The 18,409-nt window shown below is 49.7% G+C and carries 18 protein-coding genes and 2 pseudogenes; 5 read left to right on the top strand and 15 right to left on the bottom strand.

Going from position 1 to position 18,409, the window contains the following annotated elements; genetic code table 11:
- Positions 1–10: 10 nt before the first annotated feature.
- The 6 genes and pseudogenes from JG50_RS20605 to JG50_RS0103050 all read right to left on the bottom strand — a co-directional run.
- Positions 11–424 (bottom strand): annotated as a pseudogene (locus JG50_RS20605) ((Fe-S)-binding protein); the annotation flags it as partial.
- Positions 340–1,182 (bottom strand): (Fe-S)-binding protein, encoded by an 843-nt coding sequence (locus JG50_RS20415; protein WP_181735404.1) that lies wholly within the window; start codon positions 1,180–1,182, stop codon positions 340–342. The gene JG50_RS20415 and the pseudogene JG50_RS20605, both read right to left, overlap by 85 nt.
- Entirely contained in the window at positions 1,175–2,518 is a 1,344-nt protein-coding gene (locus tag JG50_RS0103065) for an FAD-binding oxidoreductase (RefSeq protein WP_152568465.1), read from the bottom strand. The genes JG50_RS20415 and JG50_RS0103065 overlap by 8 nt, the downstream gene beginning before the upstream one ends.
- Positions 2,519–2,862: 344 nt before the next feature.
- Entirely contained in the window at positions 2,863–3,078 is a 216-nt protein-coding gene (locus JG50_RS0103060; RefSeq protein ID WP_033099647.1) for a YlzJ-like family protein, read from the bottom strand.
- Positions 3,075–3,815 carry a ClpP family protease gene (locus tag JG50_RS0103055; RefSeq protein WP_033099646.1) on the bottom strand — a complete coding sequence of 247 codons (741 nt, stop codon included), beginning with the start codon at positions 3,813–3,815 and terminating at the stop codon, positions 3,075–3,077. The genes JG50_RS0103060 and JG50_RS0103055 overlap by 4 nt, the downstream gene beginning before the upstream one ends.
- Before the next feature lie 387 nt (positions 3,816–4,202).
- A complete protein-coding gene (locus JG50_RS0103050; protein WP_033099721.1) occupies positions 4,203–5,273 on the bottom strand; it encodes an undecaprenyldiphospho-muramoylpentapeptide beta-N-acetylglucosaminyltransferase in 1,071 nt (356 codons plus the stop codon).
- A 275-nt stretch (positions 5,274–5,548) separates the two neighbouring features.
- Between JG50_RS0103050 and bacA the strand changes: the two genes are divergently transcribed.
- Entirely contained in the window at positions 5,549–6,352 is an 804-nt protein-coding gene (gene bacA, locus JG50_RS0103045; protein ID WP_033099645.1) for an undecaprenyl-diphosphate phosphatase, read from the top strand.
- 128 nt (positions 6,353–6,480) lie between these two features.
- Here bacA and JG50_RS19210 read toward each other — a convergent pair whose 3' ends face one another.
- The 3 genes and pseudogenes from JG50_RS19210 to JG50_RS0103030 all read right to left on the bottom strand — a co-directional run bounded on the left by JG50_RS19210 (position 6,481) and on the right by JG50_RS0103030 (position 8,907).
- Entirely contained in the window at positions 6,481–6,648 is a 168-nt protein-coding gene (locus tag JG50_RS19210; protein WP_081943679.1) for a FeoB-associated Cys-rich membrane protein, read from the bottom strand.
- A gap of 15 nt (positions 6,649–6,663) precedes the next feature.
- Positions 6,664–8,674: pseudogene (feoB, locus tag JG50_RS18040) on the bottom strand (ferrous iron transport protein B).
- The gene (locus tag JG50_RS0103030) at positions 8,671–8,907 is read right to left on the bottom strand and encodes a FeoA family protein (RefSeq protein ID WP_235281589.1); all 237 of its coding nucleotides are present in this window, start codon (positions 8,905–8,907) and stop codon (positions 8,671–8,673) included. Before JG50_RS0103030 ends, feoB begins: the two are co-directional and overlap by 4 nt.
- A gap of 303 nt (positions 8,908–9,210) precedes the next feature.
- On the opposite strand from JG50_RS0103030, the gene JG50_RS0103025 reads away from it, so the two are divergent.
- On the top strand, positions 9,211–9,828 hold the full coding sequence (locus JG50_RS0103025; protein ID WP_152568464.1) for a DedA family protein: 618 nt from the start codon (positions 9,211–9,213) through the stop codon (positions 9,826–9,828).
- Between the two features lie 50 nt (positions 9,829–9,878).
- Here the strand turns inward: JG50_RS0103025 and JG50_RS0103020 are convergent, their stop codons facing one another.
- From JG50_RS0103020 to JG50_RS0103000, 5 genes are all read right to left on the bottom strand, one after another.
- Positions 9,879–10,853 carry a pyridoxal-phosphate dependent enzyme gene (locus tag JG50_RS0103020; RefSeq protein WP_033099718.1) on the bottom strand — a complete coding sequence of 325 codons (975 nt, stop codon included), beginning with the start codon at positions 10,851–10,853 and terminating at the stop codon, positions 9,879–9,881.
- Between the two features lie 378 nt (positions 10,854–11,231).
- The gene (locus JG50_RS18605; protein WP_052153946.1) at positions 11,232–11,708 is read right to left on the bottom strand and encodes a hypothetical protein; all 477 of its coding nucleotides are present in this window, start codon (positions 11,706–11,708) and stop codon (positions 11,232–11,234) included.
- Complete coding sequence (locus JG50_RS0103010) at positions 11,680–13,758, bottom strand: HelD family protein (RefSeq protein ID WP_309485165.1); 2,079 nt, start codon at positions 13,756–13,758, stop codon at positions 11,680–11,682. The genes JG50_RS18605 and JG50_RS0103010 overlap by 29 nt, the downstream gene beginning before the upstream one ends.
- 171 nt (positions 13,759–13,929) lie before the next feature.
- Positions 13,930–14,355 (bottom strand): cysteine hydrolase family protein, encoded by a 426-nt coding sequence (locus tag JG50_RS0103005; RefSeq protein WP_033099641.1) that lies wholly within the window; start codon positions 14,353–14,355, stop codon positions 13,930–13,932.
- A complete protein-coding gene (locus JG50_RS0103000) occupies positions 14,343–14,633 on the bottom strand; it encodes a hypothetical protein (RefSeq protein WP_033099640.1) in 291 nt (96 codons plus the stop codon). Before JG50_RS0103000 ends, JG50_RS0103005 begins: the two co-directional genes overlap by 13 nt.
- A gap of 195 nt (positions 14,634–14,828) precedes the next feature.
- Here JG50_RS0103000 and JG50_RS19650 point away from each other — a divergent pair, with 195 nt between their 5' ends.
- Together JG50_RS19650 and pdaA are read left to right on the top strand one after the other, a co-directional pair.
- Positions 14,829–15,173, top strand: coding sequence for a hypothetical protein (locus JG50_RS19650; RefSeq protein ID WP_152568463.1), 345 nt, complete (start codon positions 14,829–14,831; stop codon positions 15,171–15,173).
- 151 nt (positions 15,174–15,324) lie between these two features.
- Positions 15,325–16,110 carry a delta-lactam-biosynthetic de-N-acetylase gene (gene pdaA, locus JG50_RS0102995; RefSeq protein WP_033099639.1) on the top strand — a complete coding sequence of 262 codons (786 nt, stop codon included), beginning with the start codon at positions 15,325–15,327 and terminating at the stop codon, positions 16,108–16,110.
- 63 nt (positions 16,111–16,173) lie between these two features.
- On the opposite strand, the gene JG50_RS0102990 is transcribed toward pdaA, so the two are convergent.
- Positions 16,174–17,439 (bottom strand): alkaline phosphatase, encoded by a 1,266-nt coding sequence (locus tag JG50_RS0102990; RefSeq protein WP_033099638.1) that lies wholly within the window; start codon positions 17,437–17,439, stop codon positions 16,174–16,176.
- A 507-nt stretch (positions 17,440–17,946) separates the two neighbouring features.
- Between JG50_RS0102990 and JG50_RS0102980 the strand changes: the two genes are divergently transcribed.
- Entirely contained in the window at positions 17,947–18,294 is a 348-nt protein-coding gene (locus JG50_RS0102980; protein ID WP_033099636.1) for a YkgJ family cysteine cluster protein, read from the top strand.
- Positions 18,295–18,409: the final 115 nt, after the last annotated feature.

Genomic DNA, 18,409 nt, shown 5'->3' with positions numbered 1-18,409 from the left:
GTGGAACGTCATCCATTTTACGTTCCAGAAGGCGCCCGGCCATATCAGGGTAAACCAGGTTATAAATCCCCGCACTCCCACAGCAACGGTCGGCTTGGGGCATCTCAATCAAAGTCAGCCCCGGAATTTGTTTAAGCAGCTGCCGCGGCTCGTTTCGCACTTTTTGTGCATGGGCCAAATGACAGGCATCGTGATAGGTAACGACCCCTTCCACCCTGCCGGACGGCGGTCTCAGACCGATCTCGCACAAAAAAGCGGAAATGTCCCGCACCTTTTTTACAAACTCCTGCGCCTTTTCATGGTAATCGGGATCGTTTCTGAGGAGTTGGTCGTATTCTTTCATCGCCGCCCCGCAACCAGCCGCATTGACAATGATGGTATCCACATCCGCCCGCAAAAACGAATCAATATTTTGTTTCGCCATTTTTTTTGCGGTCTCCCGATCCCCTGCATGTATTTGCAGGGCCCCGCAGCAAACCTGCCCCGCGGCACCGCCACTTCCAAACCGTTGCGGCTTAAAACCCGGACTGTTGCTTCATTGATTCCCGCGTATAAAACATCCATCACACACCCGGCCAAGAAAGCCACACGCCCGCGCTTTTCGCCAAGCGCCGGGGTCACTTCCGCCAGGGTCTGCCGGGAAAATCGCTTCGGAACCGGCGGCAGAACCGCCTCCATCTTCCGGATGTGCTCGGGTAACAACCGGAGAATCCCCGTTTTTCTGACTAAAGACTGAAGACCTGATTGCTGGTAAAACCGGAGCAGACGGCCCAGCGCATGCAAGCGGCCGGGATTAGGAAAAAAATGCCGCAAAAACAACCGGTTGATCCGTCCCTTTACTCCCCGTGGAGGCATGGCCTGATAAAGCTGACCGCGCGCCTCTTCGATCAAGGCACCGACCTCCACCCCCGAGGGACAGGCCGTTTCGCAAGCCCGGCAATCCAGGCACTGAAAAACCGGATCAAACAAGCCTTGGTTTAAGGAAATCCGCCCTTCGCCCGCTGCTTTGATCAAATGAACGCGCCCTCGCGGAGAATGGGGCTCCAGTTTCTCTTCCTGATAAGTGGGGCACGCGTCCAAACACATGCCGCAATGGATGCATTTTGACCATTTCTCCGGATCGGGCGGATCAGCAAACGGATATCCTGTCAGCGGTTTTGTTTTCTTGATCGGATCAGGCACGATTGATCCCTCCTGCCCATCGACCCGGATTAAAACGCCCTTCCGGGTCCAAACTGGATTTGATCTTTTGCATCAAAAACAGTCCGGACGGCATTTTGCCCCAAACGGGGATCTTCTCTTTCAAAAAGGAAGGGGCATGCAGCATCACCACATAACCAAACCCTTCTTCAATCCGCTGCCGCACCTTTTCAATCAGTTCTTTGGCACAGGCCCATTGATTCTCGTCTGGCCGGAGGACAGCCAGGGTGATCCCGGTGCCCGGTCCCCCGTGAACCAACGCTTCTATGCCCGCTTCTTCCGCCAGACGATGCACCAGTTCAACCACCGAGTCCGCCTGATCAGGCAGCGTGCTGATTTTCAATGCAACTTTTTCCGCACTTTGCGCATCCCTGGCATGTGGCAGAAGTTCTCCCAATGAACGCCATAGTGCAGCCGCCCATTCATTTCGCAAAATCTCCCGAATCGTTATCCCTTCTTCCTTTGCCCAGTTCACCACCTGGTTCTGCTCCTTGGCAACCGCCTTGCTCTCATCTTCAAATCCGATCATCAAGCCAAACGAATCATGCTCACCGGGAAGAAGCGATGTCAGCACCGAATCATTCACCAATTCGGCCGCAGAAGGTTCCAGCGACGAATCCAGCAGGCGCCGGCTGAACCGCTTCAGGGAAGGAAGATCCCCGTTTTCCAGGATGATCACTGTTTCCTCCGGCGGCAAGGGACGCAATTTAAATGTGCATTCACTAATCACGCCCAGAGTTCCGAGCGATCCGACAAACAGCTTATTCATGTCATATCCGGCGACATTCTTGACGACTTTTCCACCAGTCGAAATGATCTCGCCATCAGCCAGAATCACTTTAAGTCCGGTCACCCAGTCACGCGGCGTTCCATACTTCAACCGTTTGGGGCCGGTCAGGGCGGCAGCGACTATTCCGCCCGCCGTACTCAACTCCGGCCATCCCGGATCGAGCGGCAACATTTGCCCTTTTTCCCGCAAGACCGACTGGATCCTGCTCAGCGGAATACCCGCTTGCACTGTCACCATCAAGTCTCCGGCGGAATATTCCGCAATCTGATTGTATCTGGCCAGCGACAAGGTAACCGCCGCCTCTCTCCGGTCAGGATGGCCATAACTTGCGCGCGCCCCCAGACCTTGAGGGTTGATTACTGCTCGCGCCTCGCCGGCCCAGCGGATCACTTCAACTGCATCTTCCTCCGATTCGGCAAAAACGACCAAATCGCCACCGGCATCATCAGCCGGTAACATCACTTTGTTTTCTCCCAGCCGTTCAATCAGACGGTTTCGGTCTGTTTGGGTTATATCGCGTTTATTCACGGTCACAGCCTCTCCCCTGTATGACAAGATGACAGCGCCGGGATTTCAATTTTCCCTTTGATACAATTCAACATACGATTGTCTCTGATGGTGCAAATGATGCTCCATTTCCTTCGCCGCCGTTCCGTTCGAACTCCGTAAAAACAACCGATCGCATCATCCTCCTTTTCCCCTTGTTTCAGTCCAGCCAACGTATATCGTATATAATATATTATATAGAATAATTAAATTATTTTCCCATGTCATTTCATCTCTGTCATCGCAAGGAGAACTCCGGCAACATTACCCAAAAAGAAAAAAAGAACCCTTAACGAATTAAGAGTTCCTGAGGTGTTTTTCACAAATTAAACCCGTGGCTGGTTGGTAATCTTCATGCCCGGTTGGTAGCGCGGATCCAGGTAATGAGCCGGATCGGGACTGATCAGGCGAACCAGCGTCGCCTCTCCTTCATTTTGCTTGTTCACCAGCATGGTTATTCCATCCACAGTCATCTCTTCCAGTTTTATTTGCGACGGATCATAATAAGCGAGGTCCAACGGAAAGGCAGAATAATAAATCATTGCAGCAACGCTCCCTTTTTTCGGGCTTCAATTCTCGTGTTCAATTCGGCCAGTGCATCAGAGATGCCCCCGACCTTGTCGATCAATCCATACTCGACGGCATCCCGGCCGATCACGTTCGTTCCGATGTCCCGCGCCAATTCCCCCGTCCGGAACATCAATTCGCGAAATTTTTCTTCCGAGATATCGGAGTGTTCCGCCACAAACCGGACAACCCGATCCTGCATTTTTTCCAGATATTCAAATGTTTGTGGCACACCGATCACCAAACCGGTCAAGCGTACGGGATGGATGGTCATGGTTGCCGTTTCGGCGATAAAGGAAGTGTCGGCAGCGACAGCGATCGGCACCCCGATGCTGTGCCCTCCCCCGAGAACGACTGAAACCGTCGGCTTGCTCATCGTGGCGATCATCTCCGCAATGGCCAGTCCTGCCTCGACATCTCCGCCGACCGTATTAAGGACGACGATCATCCCTTCGATTTTGGGATTTTGTTCCACCGCGATAATCTGGGGAATCACGTGTTCATATTTTGTTGTTTTGTTCTGCGGCGGCATCACTAAATGCCCCTCGATCTGGCCGATAATATTTAGACAAAAGACATTGGTTTCCAACTGGGGCACATTAATTTGCCCTAACTGTTGCAAGGCATGAACCGTTTCATTCTTCTTCTTTAACTCCTCTTCGGAGGGCCTCGCCTCGGTTTTTTCTTTTTCCTCATTCGGTTGGTTGGTCATGGAAAATCATCCTTTCCTCTCATCTCTCCTTAGTATGTACGAGAGGGAGGCCTTCTAATAAAAAATTAAACAATAACGCCGGGTCTCAATGTTTTCCAATATTTTGACCAACGGCGCATCTTTCTTCATTTATTTTCCATAAATTCCTTTGTTATCTTTATTTCAACTTTCCTTCCTTTTTCTTATAATAGAGGAGAGATAGCATCCTTCCATTTGCACTCCTTGTCCAAGCTATCTCAAACGGAAACGATGTTCCCCGGTTTTGAGGACGCCAGTCGTCCTCTTTTTTTTGCATGCAAAAGCACCTGTTCTCCCCGGAAAGGAGGCAGGTGCTCACTGGTTTGACCAAGAAGTGTCGGTTTGTCCTGTTGCCGGAACACGGCGCTCTTAAGCCTTTGCCAGTTCCTCAATCATCCGGATCACTTTGTCGCGCGGATCTTCACCCTCATTTTTTTCCATTTGCGCAACCACTTCCGCCCTCCGGTCAAACAAGCGAAATACTGCATTTAAAAAAGTTTCCGCCGTCATTTCTTCTTCCTGCAGCACGTCGCAATATCCCATCTTTTTAAATGACTCTGCGTTCAGGATCTGATCCCCGCGGCTCGCTGCTTTTGAAAGCGGAATCAAGAGCATCGGTTTTCTCAGGGCCAAAAATTCAAAGATCGAATTGGAACCGGCGCGGGAAATGACCAGATCGGCCATATTCATGAGATGCGGCAATTCGTCAGAAACGTACTCAAACTGCTTATAACCCTCAAATTGCAGCGAACTGTCAACTTGCCCTTTACCGCAAATATGGACAATTTGAAATTGTTCCAGCAGTGAAACCAGATTTTCCCTTACCGCTTCATTAATCCGCTTGGCACCAAGACTTCCTCCCATGATAAGCAAAACGGGTTTATTCGGCGAAAACCGGCAGATCGCCAATCCCTGTTCGCGATCTCCTTGTTTCAGCTCTTCACGGATCACGGCTCCCACATATTCGGCGCGATCCGACTTGAAATAGCGGGTCGTTTCCGGAAAGGTCGTAATCACCTTCGAGGCAAACGGGGTCGCCAATTTGTTGGCCAGACCCGGAGTTAAATCGGATTCATGGATGATCACCGGAACCCGATTCAACCAACCGCCGATTACAACAGGGACGGAAACAAATCCTCCCTTGGAGAAAATAAGCCCGGGCTTTTGCCGTCTGATCAGCCGGTAAGCCTGAAAAATCCCTTTTAAGACGCGAAACGGATCTTTAAAATTGTTCCAGTCAAAGTAACGGCGCAGCTTACCGGTGGAAATCGCATGGTACCGGACCTGATCCAGCCCGGCGATCAACTGCTTTTCAATCCCGTTTTCAGATCCTATGTATTCCACTTCCCAACCTTCCCGCAAAAAGTGCGGAATCAACGCCAGATTGACGGTGACATGCCCTGCAGTCCCGCCGCCGGTAAACAAAATACTCTTACGCAAAGAAAAGCCTCCTTTCCGCTTTTGCCTTTTGGAATAAATCCATTTTAACAGCTTTTTCACCAACCACATCAAAAAATTATTTGAAAGAATAATAGAAAACAGAAATTTCCATTTTAATGGATGATCCCCCTGATCATCCGGGTAAAAAACCATAACCGTAATCATCCAAAGAGGGCATACCATACATGTGGACATTTACTTTTTCCGTCAGGTTAAAATCCTGTGATCAGCTGCAACCTGATTTATTCATCCCGAGAAAGGCGGAGTGAAAATTAATGGATATTTTAATCGGATCGATTTTGGGCATGGTGGAAGGCTTGACGGAATTCGCCCCTGTCTCCTCCACCGGACACATGATACTCGCCGGTCATCTGCTGGGATTTGAAGGAACCGTCCGGGCTACGACGTTTGAGGTGGTGATCCAACTCGGTTCGATCTCGGCTGTCGTTGTCTTTTTTTGGAAACGCCTGCTGAGCCTGGTTGGGCTCTATCGCACCCCCGGGCAGGAAAAAAGCGCGCACTTGAATCCCGTTCATATCCTCCTCGGAATGTTTCCGGCCTGTCTCCTCGGACTCTTGTTTCACAACTACATAAAAGAGAAGCTGTTTACAGCGCAAACGGTGATCTGGGCTTTAATCCTCGGCGGGATTCTGATGATCCTAGCTGAGGCATTTCGCAAAGCGCCCCCCTCTGCTGCAAACTTGGATCAGGTAACCTACAGCCAGGCGTTTATTGTCGGCTTGTTTCAATGCCTTGCTCTGTGGCCCGGTTTCTCGCGTTCCGGTTCGACCATTTCAGGTGGATTGCTGGCGGGAATGAATCATCAGACGGCATCGGAATTCACCTTTATCCTGGCTGTTCCGATGATGGTGGCCGCTACCGTAAAAGACCTTCTGGATAACTGGGAGCTTCTTCACGCCAGCGACCTTCCTCTCTTTATAGCCGGGTTTGTCACTGCGTTTGTCTTTGCCCTGATTTCGATCCGGTTTTTCCTTCGACTGATCAGCCGGCTGAAATTGACGCCTTTCTCCATTTACCGGTTTATCCTGGCCATCGCCTTTTGGGGTCTCATGAAATGATGCGGAGATACCATGATCAATATCAGAAAAGCCGGGAACAAAGAGATCGCGCGGCCCGGTCCGAACAACCCGCAAAAAAAGAACAGCCGGAGAGGCGAAACTCTCAAAGCTGTTCTTTTGCCTTGTCCTTATGTCAGTTTTGATGGGTCGGTTTTAAGGTCGGCACACGGACTGGAGCATGATTTTTTCATCGAACAGGCCTGACATTTCCCCAGCTTGCTCCTTTTGACAAAACGGAACAAAGTGAAGGCGGCATAACCGAAAATGATGAGACCGAGCAAAATGTCCACCAGCATCCTCTCTCCCCCTTTTCATTGAAATCCCAACCATTTGCCCCCCTGATAAATGATCAGCGAGATCACGTAGGCGACCGCCAGCGCATATCCGACGGAGAACCAGGTCCATTTCGCCGATCCGGTTTCCTTTTTGATGACGGCCACAGTCGCCAGACACGGAATATAGAGGAGGATAAAGGCCATAAAGCTGTATGCCTGCAGCGGGGTGAAAAAGTGCGAAATGATTTGCCCCAGGCCGGCATCACCCGAAGTCGCGTAAATGATGTTCATGGTCGACACAACGACCTCTTTGGCCAGGAAACCGGTAAGCAAGGATGCTCCCGCCTGCCAATTGCCAAATCCGAGCGGGGCCAAAAGCGGAGCGAGGATTCCTCCGATTTTGGCCAAAAAGCTCTGGTTCATCTCGACTCCGAACCCACCGGGTCCCGCATACCCCAACAGCCAGATGGCAACGGAACCCCCAAAGATAAACGTCCCCGCTTTTCTCATAAAACCTTTTCCCTTTTCCCAGGTGCTCCGCATTAACGTGAGCCACTGCGGAACCCGATAGGGCGGCAACTCCACGACAAAAATCGATTCTCCGTCATCCATCAGGCCGGTTGAGAACAGTTTGGCCAAAATCAAAGCCACAACCACCCCCAACACATAGAGGGACAGGACGATCAGCGCCTGATGTTCTTTAAAAAAAGTTCCCACAAACAGACTGTAAACCGTCAACCGTGCTGAACAGGACATCAAAGGGGTCAGGATGATGGTCAGCAACCGCTCTTTTGGCTGCTCGATGGTGCGGGCGGCCATCACTCCCGGCACATTACAGCCGAAGCCGATAATCATCGGAATAAAAGCTTTGCCGTTGAGGCCCACCGCTTCCATCAATTTGTCCATCACCATCGTCACACGCGCCATATATCCTGAATCCTCAATAAAGGAAATGAGCAAAAACAGGATAAAAATTTGCGGAACAAAGACGAGAACGCCGCCGACTCCGGCCACAATTCCCTGAATCACGACCGCCTTCATAAATTCCGACGCCCCGATTTGTGTCAATAACTGCGTCAGGGTGTCAGCGAGCGGACCATTGATCCATTCATCAAGCAAGTCGGACAATGGTGTGCCGAGCCAATCAAAAGTAAGCTTAAACATCAAGTACATAAACAGCAAGAAAACAGGAATGCCCAGAAAGCGGTTCGTCACAATCTGATCAAGGCGATCAGTGAAGGTGACGCCAACTTCCTTGGCCCGGGTCACACAGCTTTCCAAAACGGATTGGATAAAGCGGCTGCGCACCCGGTGTATATGCTGCTGAAGCGATTTTACAGACGCTTCGGCGCACACCTCACGTTCTGCCTGTTCAAACAAACGCTTCAAGTCTTCTTCGGAAATGTATTTGGTTAACAGCCCTTTCACCGTCTGGTTGCCTTCAAAAAATTGCAGGGCAAGCCAGCGCTTTGAAGGCAATGACAGCCCGTCCGGAATCTTTGAACACAACTCGCGCATGGCTCGTTCCAAAGGCAAACCGTAATCCAGATGCAAAGGCTCTTTGTTTTCTTTGGCACTTTCCGACAATCGGCCGGCCAATTCGGCGCAACCTTTGCCGGTGCGGGCGACAATGGGAACCACCTGACAGCCGAGCTGTTCTCCCAAACGCTCCGCCTCAATCAGGCTCCCCCGTTTGGGCCACATCGATCATATTAAGCCCGATCAAAACCGGTTTTCCATACTCCAGCAATTGGATGGTTAAATACAAATTTCGTTTTAACTGTGAAGCATCGACAATATTTAATATCAAGGAAAATTCATCATGTAGCAAAAAGTGCGTCGCCACGCTCTCATCGCGTGATACAGGATTGAGCGAATAAATTCCGGGAAGGTCGATTAAGGTGCCTTGCTTGTTTTTCAGGGTACCCACTTTCTTTTCGACGGTCACTCCGGCCCAGTTGCCGATATATTCGTATGAACCGGTCAGGATATTAAACAGGGACGTTTTCCCCGTATTTGGGTTACCGGCCAACGCAATGTTGATCATATGCGTTCCACTTGAATGCCCAGAGCTTCCTGACGCCGGATGCCAATGCATTGACCATCGATCTCGATTGCGATCGGCCCCCGAAACGGCAAAATCCGTTTAACCGAAACAACGGAGCCTTCCATAATGTCCAAATCGACCAAACGCTGTTGCACAATCGGATTTACATTCGCTGTATCGATAATCCGTACACGATCTCCCTGTTTGATTTCCGTGAGTAAAATGGTTCTCACCCCAGTAAAATAATGATAATCATTATCAATTCATTTACATTATATGAGATAAATTCTCATCTGTAAATGATTTAATGCAAGCATGTGATGGAGGTATTCATGAAAGCGAGCGGCCTTTGTCTCCGCTGAAGTGGTCTATGTCAATAATCAACGCACTTGAATTTGATCATTATATCTGCTGTTTTCACAGCAAGAAAAAAAGGAAAAAATAAAGGGGAGGAGTATCAAATCCGATTGCCAGCATGTTGCTTCTGTAACATTGCCTCAAATCAGTTGACAAACCACCTGACAGAAGGGATTCCTTTGGAACACAAAGCACTTATTCACTTGCTCCTGCATTACAAATATATCGGCATCTTCAGCCTCTTTATGTTCGGGTTGATCGGGCTGCCCGTGCCGGATGAAGTATTGCTCACACTCATCGGCATTTTGGTCACAGAAAAAAAACTGGCGTTGATCCCGAGCGCGCTGACCAGCTATGCAGGCAGCGTAACGGGGATGTCTTTCAGCTACTGGATCGGCCGGGCTTTAACCAAGACCTTAGTCAAAAGATTCGGCCGTTGGTTTGGCATCACCCCGGAGCGATTGGGAAAGGCACATACATGGTTTGAACGGTACGGAAAATGGACGATCAGCGCCAGTTACTTCATTCCCGGTTTGCGTCACGTGATCGCTTACTTTTCCGGTTTCAGCCGTTTATCCTACCCCCGTTTTCTCCTGTTTGCCATCATCGGCGCCGGCTTCTGGATCACCCTGTTTCTTTCTTTGGGCCTGTTGCTCGGACGGGATTGGCTGTTTTTGCTGGCGGCCATTCACCGCTATATGCTGATTGCCGTTTGTCTGGCCGCAATGTTGTTGCTGTTCGGCTGGTCTCTCAAAAAAACCATGACAAAACCCCGGAAGAATCCCGAACATGATTAACATGCCGCCTTCCGGGGCCTTTCTTTTCCGCGCCATCCTCTTTGGCTCCGCTATATATCCCACTTTCCGCTGATTTTCGCCCACAAGCCGGGGTCCAGATTCCCCCCGCTGATGATGACACCGATTTTCTGCCCGCATGCAAAGGGAACTTTCCCTGCCAACAAGGCGGCCACCGTTACGGCTCCTGACGGCTCCACCACCCACTTGAAGCGAGTAAAAATATAGAGCATCGCCTCGATAATCTCCTCTTCCGTCACCGTGACGATTTCGGAAACATGATTTTGGATGACGGGAAACGTCAATGTCCCGAGTGAAGTGGTTCGCAGTCCGTCCGCGATCGTATCGGGTGAGTCGATGGTTACCCGCTCTCCTTTTGCCAAGGATAAGGCTGCATCATTTGCCTTGGCGGGTTCGGCTCCGACGATGCGAATCGACGGATTCACTCCATGCGCGGCAATGGCCGTCCCGGAAATTAATCCGCCCCCGCCAACCGGGGTCATGATTCCATCCAATTCCGGTACTTCTCTCAAAAGCTCCAATGCAGCCGTCCCTGCCCCGGCGATCACGCGCGGATGATCAAAAGGGGGAATCAAGACCATTCTCTTTTGCTCCATCCACCTCTTGGCAACCTGTTCGCGATCTTCTTTCCACCGGTCATAAAAAACGATCTCCGCCCCATAGCCCCGGGTTGCTTCCACTTTTACCCCGGGGGTATCCTGAGGCATGACGATGACCGTCTCAATCCCCAGAATTTTGGCGGCCAGCGCAATCCCCTGGGCGTGATTTCCGGAAGAAAAAGCGATAACGCCCCTTTTTTTGTCATCGTCGTCCAGTCCGCTGACAGCATGGTAAGCCCCGCGAAACTTAAAGGCTCCGCCGCGCTGAAAATGTTCGCATTTGAAATAAACTTCGTACCCCGTCCACTCATTAAATGAACGGGAAGTCATGACCGGAGTCCGGTTTGCAATCCCGTCCAGATTCTGCGCTGCTTGCACAATATCATCAAAGTTTACGCTTTTCCCCACTTCGATCCGCTTCTCCCCTCTTGGAGCCGGCCATCGCAAGATCCGGGATACGCCGGCAAAATTCCGGGCAGTAACCAAAGCCCGGATAGAAAACAAGCCCGCTCCGTTTCTTTCCTTCGCCTTCTTTAGATCACCCTCAAGGAAAAAAGCCCATTCCCTTCTTCAGAAATCCGCCTCTTCACCGGGAATCACTGCCGAAAAACGCAGCACAGCCCGGTGTCCTCCGACTGAACCACCTCAAAACATGCAAATGCGATGCGTGAGCAATATTCCCCCGCTTTTCTCCTTCCTGGGCAATCATCCATCCGGCTGTGCCAAAGACTACATATAACGAATACATATATTGTATCCCAATTGTCAGTGCGAAAGGAATGAAGACTATGCACCACAAACAAAGGGGAGAATTTGACCACCCCTATGCCCATCTCCAGCAACAGCCATTTCCGTTTCCTCCGAGCCGGCCTCAACAACCGATGCAGCCCGGACAACCAACCACCCCGTCTCAGCCGCTGACGCCATACCCGATGATGCCACGGCAACCTTCGCAACCCGGACCGGGAGGACCTTCCCCGACCAGGCCATCGCACCCATCCCCCATGCCAGCCAGACCGCAACAACCTTCACCGCCGGGGCCCGGAACTGGTCCGACCCGTTCGATGCCGAATCCCCTGCAATGGTTTCTTCAATATATTTATCGACCGCCGCATCGGTATTAAGAACACCTTGGCGCGTCATCGACAGGGCTGACGATTTCCAACTGAAAGAAACCGTCAGCCCGTCCGCCACTCTGCATGATTTTCTCACCCCGCCAGGAAAAATAGACGGTTCAATCAACTGAAGACAAAAGGCCTTCAACTGCCCCTTCCTGTACAGCATCGGCCAACGAACGGCCGATGAGCGGCGAACAAGGATCGTTGCAGAGCAAATAAAGCTGATGCAGGGCCCGTGTACACCCGACAAACAGCAACTTTGCGTTTAATTCGTCATCAGGATAATGTTGATCATCAAGGTCCATCATCACCACCGCATCAAATTCCATCCCTTTGCTCAAATAAACGGGCAGGATGGAAAGGCCGCCCCGATACTCAGTTTGACCGGAGAGGATCAGGTTGGGCTGCCATCCGTTCGCCAACAATTGTTCATATATTTTTCTGCTTTCTTCTTCCGTTCGCATGATAATCGCCAGCGATTGAACTTTGGCAAACGTTTGCCGGAGCAATTGCAAAAGCTTCTCCATCCTCTCCTCCCTGCCGGCGTGAATCACACGGACGGGTTCCCCGCTGCGGTAAACAGGTTTGGCCAGAGCGACATCCCCTGCATATTTGCTCACAATCTGATTGGCAAAGCGTATGATCTCCATCGTGGAGCGATAACTTGTATTCAGCTCAAATTTCCGAACCTGATCCTGATCGAACACCTCGGCCAATTCACGCCACTCTGTAATCCCGCGAAAGGAATAAATGTTTTGCAACAAGTCGCCCAAAATCGTAAAAGAATTTCCCCGGCAGTGCTTTTTTAAGATCGCCAGTTGATAAGGCGATACGTCTTGCGCCTCATCCAAAACAATGTGATCATACACTTCCTTGGCATCCAGCCCGAAAAAGCGGTGCTTAATTGCCACGAGCGGGGCCAAGTCTTCCCATTCGATTTCTTTCTTTTTCCCGGCCACCATCCCGTATTCCGCCGGCAAAGATCGCAGCAGCTGCTGATACCATTTCAAGGGAGTGTGATTCGGCCATGTTTTCATAAAGCTGCGCAACTGGGCGGATGCTTTCTTTTTTATCTCTCTGCGCGGATCAAGATGGCGGATTTCTTTATATTCCGTTTCCAACCAGCGTTTGATCCGGGCCATCACCCGCTCTTTGCGCTTCATCAGCGGCTCATGCCGATATTCCTCATAAAACCATTTTTGAATTTCTTCAGCCGGCAGATGCTTGTTCTCCCAGGCCACAAACGGACGGTCTGGCACAAAGGACGCCTCATACTCATCCAGTCGTTTTTCCACCAGTTGCATAAAACGGATGCTTCCTTTGAAACGGGCAACCTCACTGCCCTTTGTCCCCTCCGTTCGCTGCTCAAACCACCATTCCAACCGTTCATCCTGACTTCGCAACTCCACTTGCTCTTCCAATTGTTCCAAAGCCCAGTCGGCAAATGTGGTTTGTTTTACATCCCCCACTCCCAGTTCCGGCAGTACATCGGAAATATAATCAATAAACATTTGGTTTGGAGCAAATATAATCATTTTCTCCGGGCGGATCTTTTCCTGGTAGCGGTAGAGTAGATAAGCGAGCCGATGAAGCGCGACCGTCGTTTTCCCGCTGCCGGGTACACCCTGAATGATGATGGCCCAGTTACGCTCCGCGCGAATAATCTGATCCTGTTCATACTGAATCGTCGACACAATGTCCCGCAGGCGGTGATCTTTATTTTCCTCCAAACGATAAAGCAAAAATTCATCAGTCACGTTCACATTTTCCGAACCGCGCACATAACTGTCGACGACCCGCTCCAACTGCTGATTGCGAATGGCGATATTCCGTTTCAAATGGACTGTTCCTTCAATGCGTCCATCGGGAGAATCATAATAAGCCCGATCACTCTGTCCGGAAAAAGAATAAAACATGCTCGAAACCGGCGCCCGCCAATCAACCACCAGCAAATCGCCGGTATCCTCGTCTTGAAGTCCCACTTTGCCAATATAAATGGGAACCACCCGGCTTGTTTGCTGCTCCTGAAAATCAAGCCGTCCGAAATAAGGTTCCTTTTTGGCAATGTCCAGATTTTGCCTTTGTTTTTGCCGCTGAGCGTCCAGCGCTTGTTCCACCGGATCCTTCCCATAATAACGGGGGATTCCATCCAGTGTTTTTTGTTGCTGTTCCACTTTTTTCAATACATCTGCCAATTTTTTCTTCTCCTCATTAAAAGGGGTGTCCAACCGATTCACATCCTTCCAAGAACAGTAAAAAGCACCGGGATTGGACGGTGCTTGCATTAAATCCATGTAATTTTTTAAAACGGGAAATGGTTATATTCTACACCATTTCTTTCTTTCCTCCAAAAATAATATCAAAACTCATTCGTATTCCGAAAAAAGGTCCAGTACAGAAGACGAAGTGGGCAAACACCAATCTCTGTGCAAAACAAACGCCAAAGTTTTCCAGCTGATCAGACATACTCCCGCCAAGATCATCTGCTGAATGACGGATTCCGTCACAACCGTTTTCTCCTCTTCTTCTCCAATCACCATAAACACCTGGTATCCCTGTGATACTGCCGTGAGCGCGGTAAAGACGGCGGCCGGATCGAGTCCTATCCCGGCCAAAATCAGACTTTGGCACTTCGTCTGCCTGATTGCCCCAACAAAATCACAATGCTCCCAGGCATTGGTCTCTGTTCTCGGAAGAATCGGCACTGCCGGAAAGAGGCTGTGCAATTTTTGCTCCAGCACCCCTCTCCTGCTTCCCTTCTCCGTCCTCAGCAAAGATATCAACGCCGGCATCTGAAAAATCCCCGCCACCGGCCAAGCGCAATCATCCGTTTCATCAATCCGGAATGTGCCACCGGACCGGCAGCAGCCAGCAGCTCCTCTTCCAGATCCAGATAGACCAGAACCATCCTGCCCGGATCGTGCTGCGGAGGAGCGGGCCCCATTTCCGGAAACGGTTTTCCTATTTTAAACCAACCGGGATCAACACCTTCATAATGGCGTTCATTATGAACTTCATGATGCACTTCATGGTGCACTTCCGTAAAAGTGCCACGTCGCTTCCTATTCATAATATTCCCCTTTTTACCCCTCTGATCCTTTCTTCAATGTATGCCCGGTTCTTCACAAAAGAGACTGTCTCATCTGTAACCGGACAGCAGGCCATTGCAATAAATCCCTGAACATGGGAAAAACGGCCATATCCTTTTGTGTTCATGACGAATAGCTTAATTAGGGACATCAGCAGAGGAAATGGAGGAATCATGATGCCACGTCGTACCGAATTGGCCCAGACGGCCGAACAATGTGCACGAACCTGTGAACAGCTGGCCCATACCCTTTGGCACCGGCAGGACGTGCACCGGAGAATGAGACAAATCCGCCTGTTGCAGGATTGTGCCTTTTCCTGCAGACATTTACACCTGTTACTTATCAGAAATCGTCCGGAAGCAAGACAAGAAGCGGAGCGCTGTGCTTCAATCTGCGAAAGATGCGCCAGGGAGTGTCGGAAATTCTCCGATCCGGAATCCCGCCACTGCGCCGAGGTGTGCACGAACTGCGCCAGAGATTGCCGAAACTACGTCCGCGCTCGGTCGTTCAGTTATGAGTAGGATCTGTACAGCTATTTTTAAACCGGGGCCTCCCGGTTTTTTTATGCATCCATCCATATCCTATATATGGATGGATAACTGTCCGCTGAGCGAGAGATATTACCCCTAGCCAAATTCAGGAGCCATCAAAAGGAAAGGAGTGAAAACCAACATGAAACAAGTGCGATTGTTTGGCCTTGTATTCACCATCATCTGTCTGTTAATTGTTCCCCTTGACGCCAAGGCACATGAAGCAAAACCGTATCACTTCGGGTTTAAAAAGAGCAAAAACGGCCAGCTTCCTTCCATCGCCCAGGAAGGATTCATGGAGATCCTGAAAGAGCATGGGGCCATTTTCCTCGGGGATTCTCATAAAAAAGAGCTGTTTCTCACCTTTGATAACGGATATGAAAATGGATATACCGGCAAAATCCTCGATATTCTCAAAGAAAAAAAGGTTCCTGCGGCCTTTTTTGTTACGGGTCATTATGTCAAAGACCAGCCCGAATTGATCAAACGAATGGTTAAAGAAGGACATGTGATTGGCAATCATTCATGGAATCATCCGGACCTGACCCGGGTTTCGGCCGACACGATCAAAAACGAGCTGACCCAAGTGAAAGACGAGGTCACCCGTATAACCGGTACGAAAGATATGCATTTCCTCCGACCGCCCCGGGGGATTTTCAGCGAGCAATCCCTGGCTGTCAGCGGCAAACTTGGCTATACGAACGTTTTCTGGTCCGTCGCTTACAAGGATTGGGATCCCAAAAGGCAAAAAGGCTGGAAATATGCTTATGAGAATGTAATGTCCCAACTCCATCCCGGGGCTGTGATTCTGCTGCATACCGTCTCTAAGGACAATGCCGAGGCATTGAGCAAAATCATCGATGATGCCAGAAAGCAGGGGTACCAATTTAAGAGCTTGGAACAACTGAAAGTGAAAAATTACCGGTAGGAATATGGAAAAAAGAAGGAGCCATGCCCGGCTCCTTCGACTTCATTTTTCACGGGTATGTCCTTATTCTTTTCTTGATAAACCCATGGCCTGAATCAGGGCTTCATGGATTCGCGTGTTTTCATAAACCCCCATAAACAGCCGGCCGCCACATCCTGCTGCCGTCAACGGAACATCAACAGCCGTATGCCCCGTGGTTGTCCAATCAGCAAAAAACTTCTGGTCAGAATGGGCTAAATCGAAAGGCCCGTCTTCTCCGGATATGGATTTTTCGTCACCAGACTCATCTTTGCTGACCGCCTCTTCCACAGCCAAGCCGCCGGTTTCATGATCAGCGAGGACGATGACTAAAGTATCCGGATGTTTTTTGGCATATTCCTTTGCCAGGGCAACTGACTTGTCCAGCTGTTGTCCTGCTTTGATCATTCGTGTCGCGTTATTTTGGTGCCCCATCTCATCAATCGCTTCCTCTTCGACCATCAGGAAAAAACCTTTTTTGTTTTTGGACAAGGTATCGATCGCTTTTTTCGTCATTTCAGGGAGGGAAACAACCGGGGCATACTGATCGCCATCGCCTTCAGGATGCTGTTTGAACATTTCTTCATTCGCAAAAAGCCCAAGCAGTTTGTCACCATCCGCTCTTTTTAATTGCTCTGCATTGGTAACATAGTCATAACCGAGCCGCTTCGCTTCTTCAACAAGATTTCCCTTTGTCCCTTTGCTCGCTTCACTTTGGCCTTCCGCCGGATGATCAGGATAAGCGCCGGGATTTCCCGCCGGGTACCAATAATCTTCCCCACCGCCAAGGAGAACGTCGACTTTGCTGTTTTCAAGGTACTGTTTGCCGATCTCGCTCTGCAAGGAACGATCGGAGACATGTGCTCCAAAGGCTGCCGGCGTGGCATCGGTAATCTGGCTGGTTGTAACCAAACCGGTTGATTTGCCTGCCTTTTTCGCCCGTTCCAAAACAGTTTCCACCGGCTGGTGATTGACATCCACTCCGATGGCCCCATTGTAAGTTTTTACCCCGGATGCCATTGCCGTTGCGGCAGCGGCCGAATCCGTCACCACACTGGCTGAAGAAGTGTGAACCTGACCGATGTAAGGCATATCATTCATGGACAGTTCACCTTTTGTTCCAACGGTGGCAAGTTTAATTGCTTCCCGGGCAGAGGTTCCCATTCCGTCTCCCACGAATAAAATCACGTTCTTCGCCTTGACATGTCCGGGACGAACACCAGATCCTTTGGCCTGAACAAAACCGGTCAATGCGCAAGCGGACAGAAGGGACAAGGACAGCGCAGCCGTTGCGATCAATTTTCTGTTCAACTTTTCCCTCTCCTATCACTGATTTGTTTAATCTCCTCCATTCTAAATCGGTTTTATTAAACAATCTTGAAGAAACTGCAAAAATAGAATTCATTTCGTGTTACTGAATCAAATTTCCAACAACTGACCTAAGAGACAGACCTACAGCCTGCGCGCTGAACAGACCGAGATCCATCATGCTCGAGAAGAGGCATCAGCATTTCCCGAATGATGATAATCCATTTTTTGAACCGGAAGGAGATGAAGGGATTTTGAAATTCAGACAAGAAAAACTTAGCGCGGGAGACGGTTACCGGGGTACAAGGAAGAGCATGTCCAAAATTGCCCGGCGTTTACACAAACAACGTCTTGTTTTCGAATAAAGCGCGTTCCACGCACCCATTTAATATTGACAAATAACTAATTTTATGTTATTATTAAATTTTATTTGACAAACTAAAACACCACCTGTTATGATGGATACGAGACGAAACCCAATCCGGCAATCCACAGAGACAGGGGGTACATATGGAAAACTTACCATGCAAGGGATGCAGAGGATTATGTTGCGGACCTGTTCCTGTTACAGAGCGAGAGCTTAAGATAATAAAAAAGAAAATTAGATCGATGCCACATAAACAACGTTTGGCATTGGAGAAACAACCGCGGTTTTATGGAACGTGTATCTTTTATGACCTGGAAAAGGACCGATGTGGGATTTATTCGGCAAGACCGGAAATTTGCCGTGTGTTTGGCTATCATAAAAACCTGTCTTGTTTCCGCAAACCCGAATTGGCGACAAAAGATAATTGGACAGCCAAAGAAAAACATGTTGGTATATTGTCTCAGGATTTTACTTGGAAGGACTTCAAATGACGTTTTTTGGTTTTTTTCAACGCTTGGCAATTTGATCATCCGCCATCCTTCATTTGCGTGAATGGAATGCGGATGCATCTTTTGTTCGAAAGAAAACAATTTTTTCACTATAAAG

It is taken from the genome of Thermoactinomyces daqus (assembly GCF_000763315.1).
Taxonomy (GTDB): domain Bacteria; phylum Bacillota; class Bacilli; order Thermoactinomycetales; family Thermoactinomycetaceae; genus Thermoactinomyces_A; species Thermoactinomyces_A daqus.
This window is presented reverse-complemented; position numbering and strand designations above follow the sequence as displayed.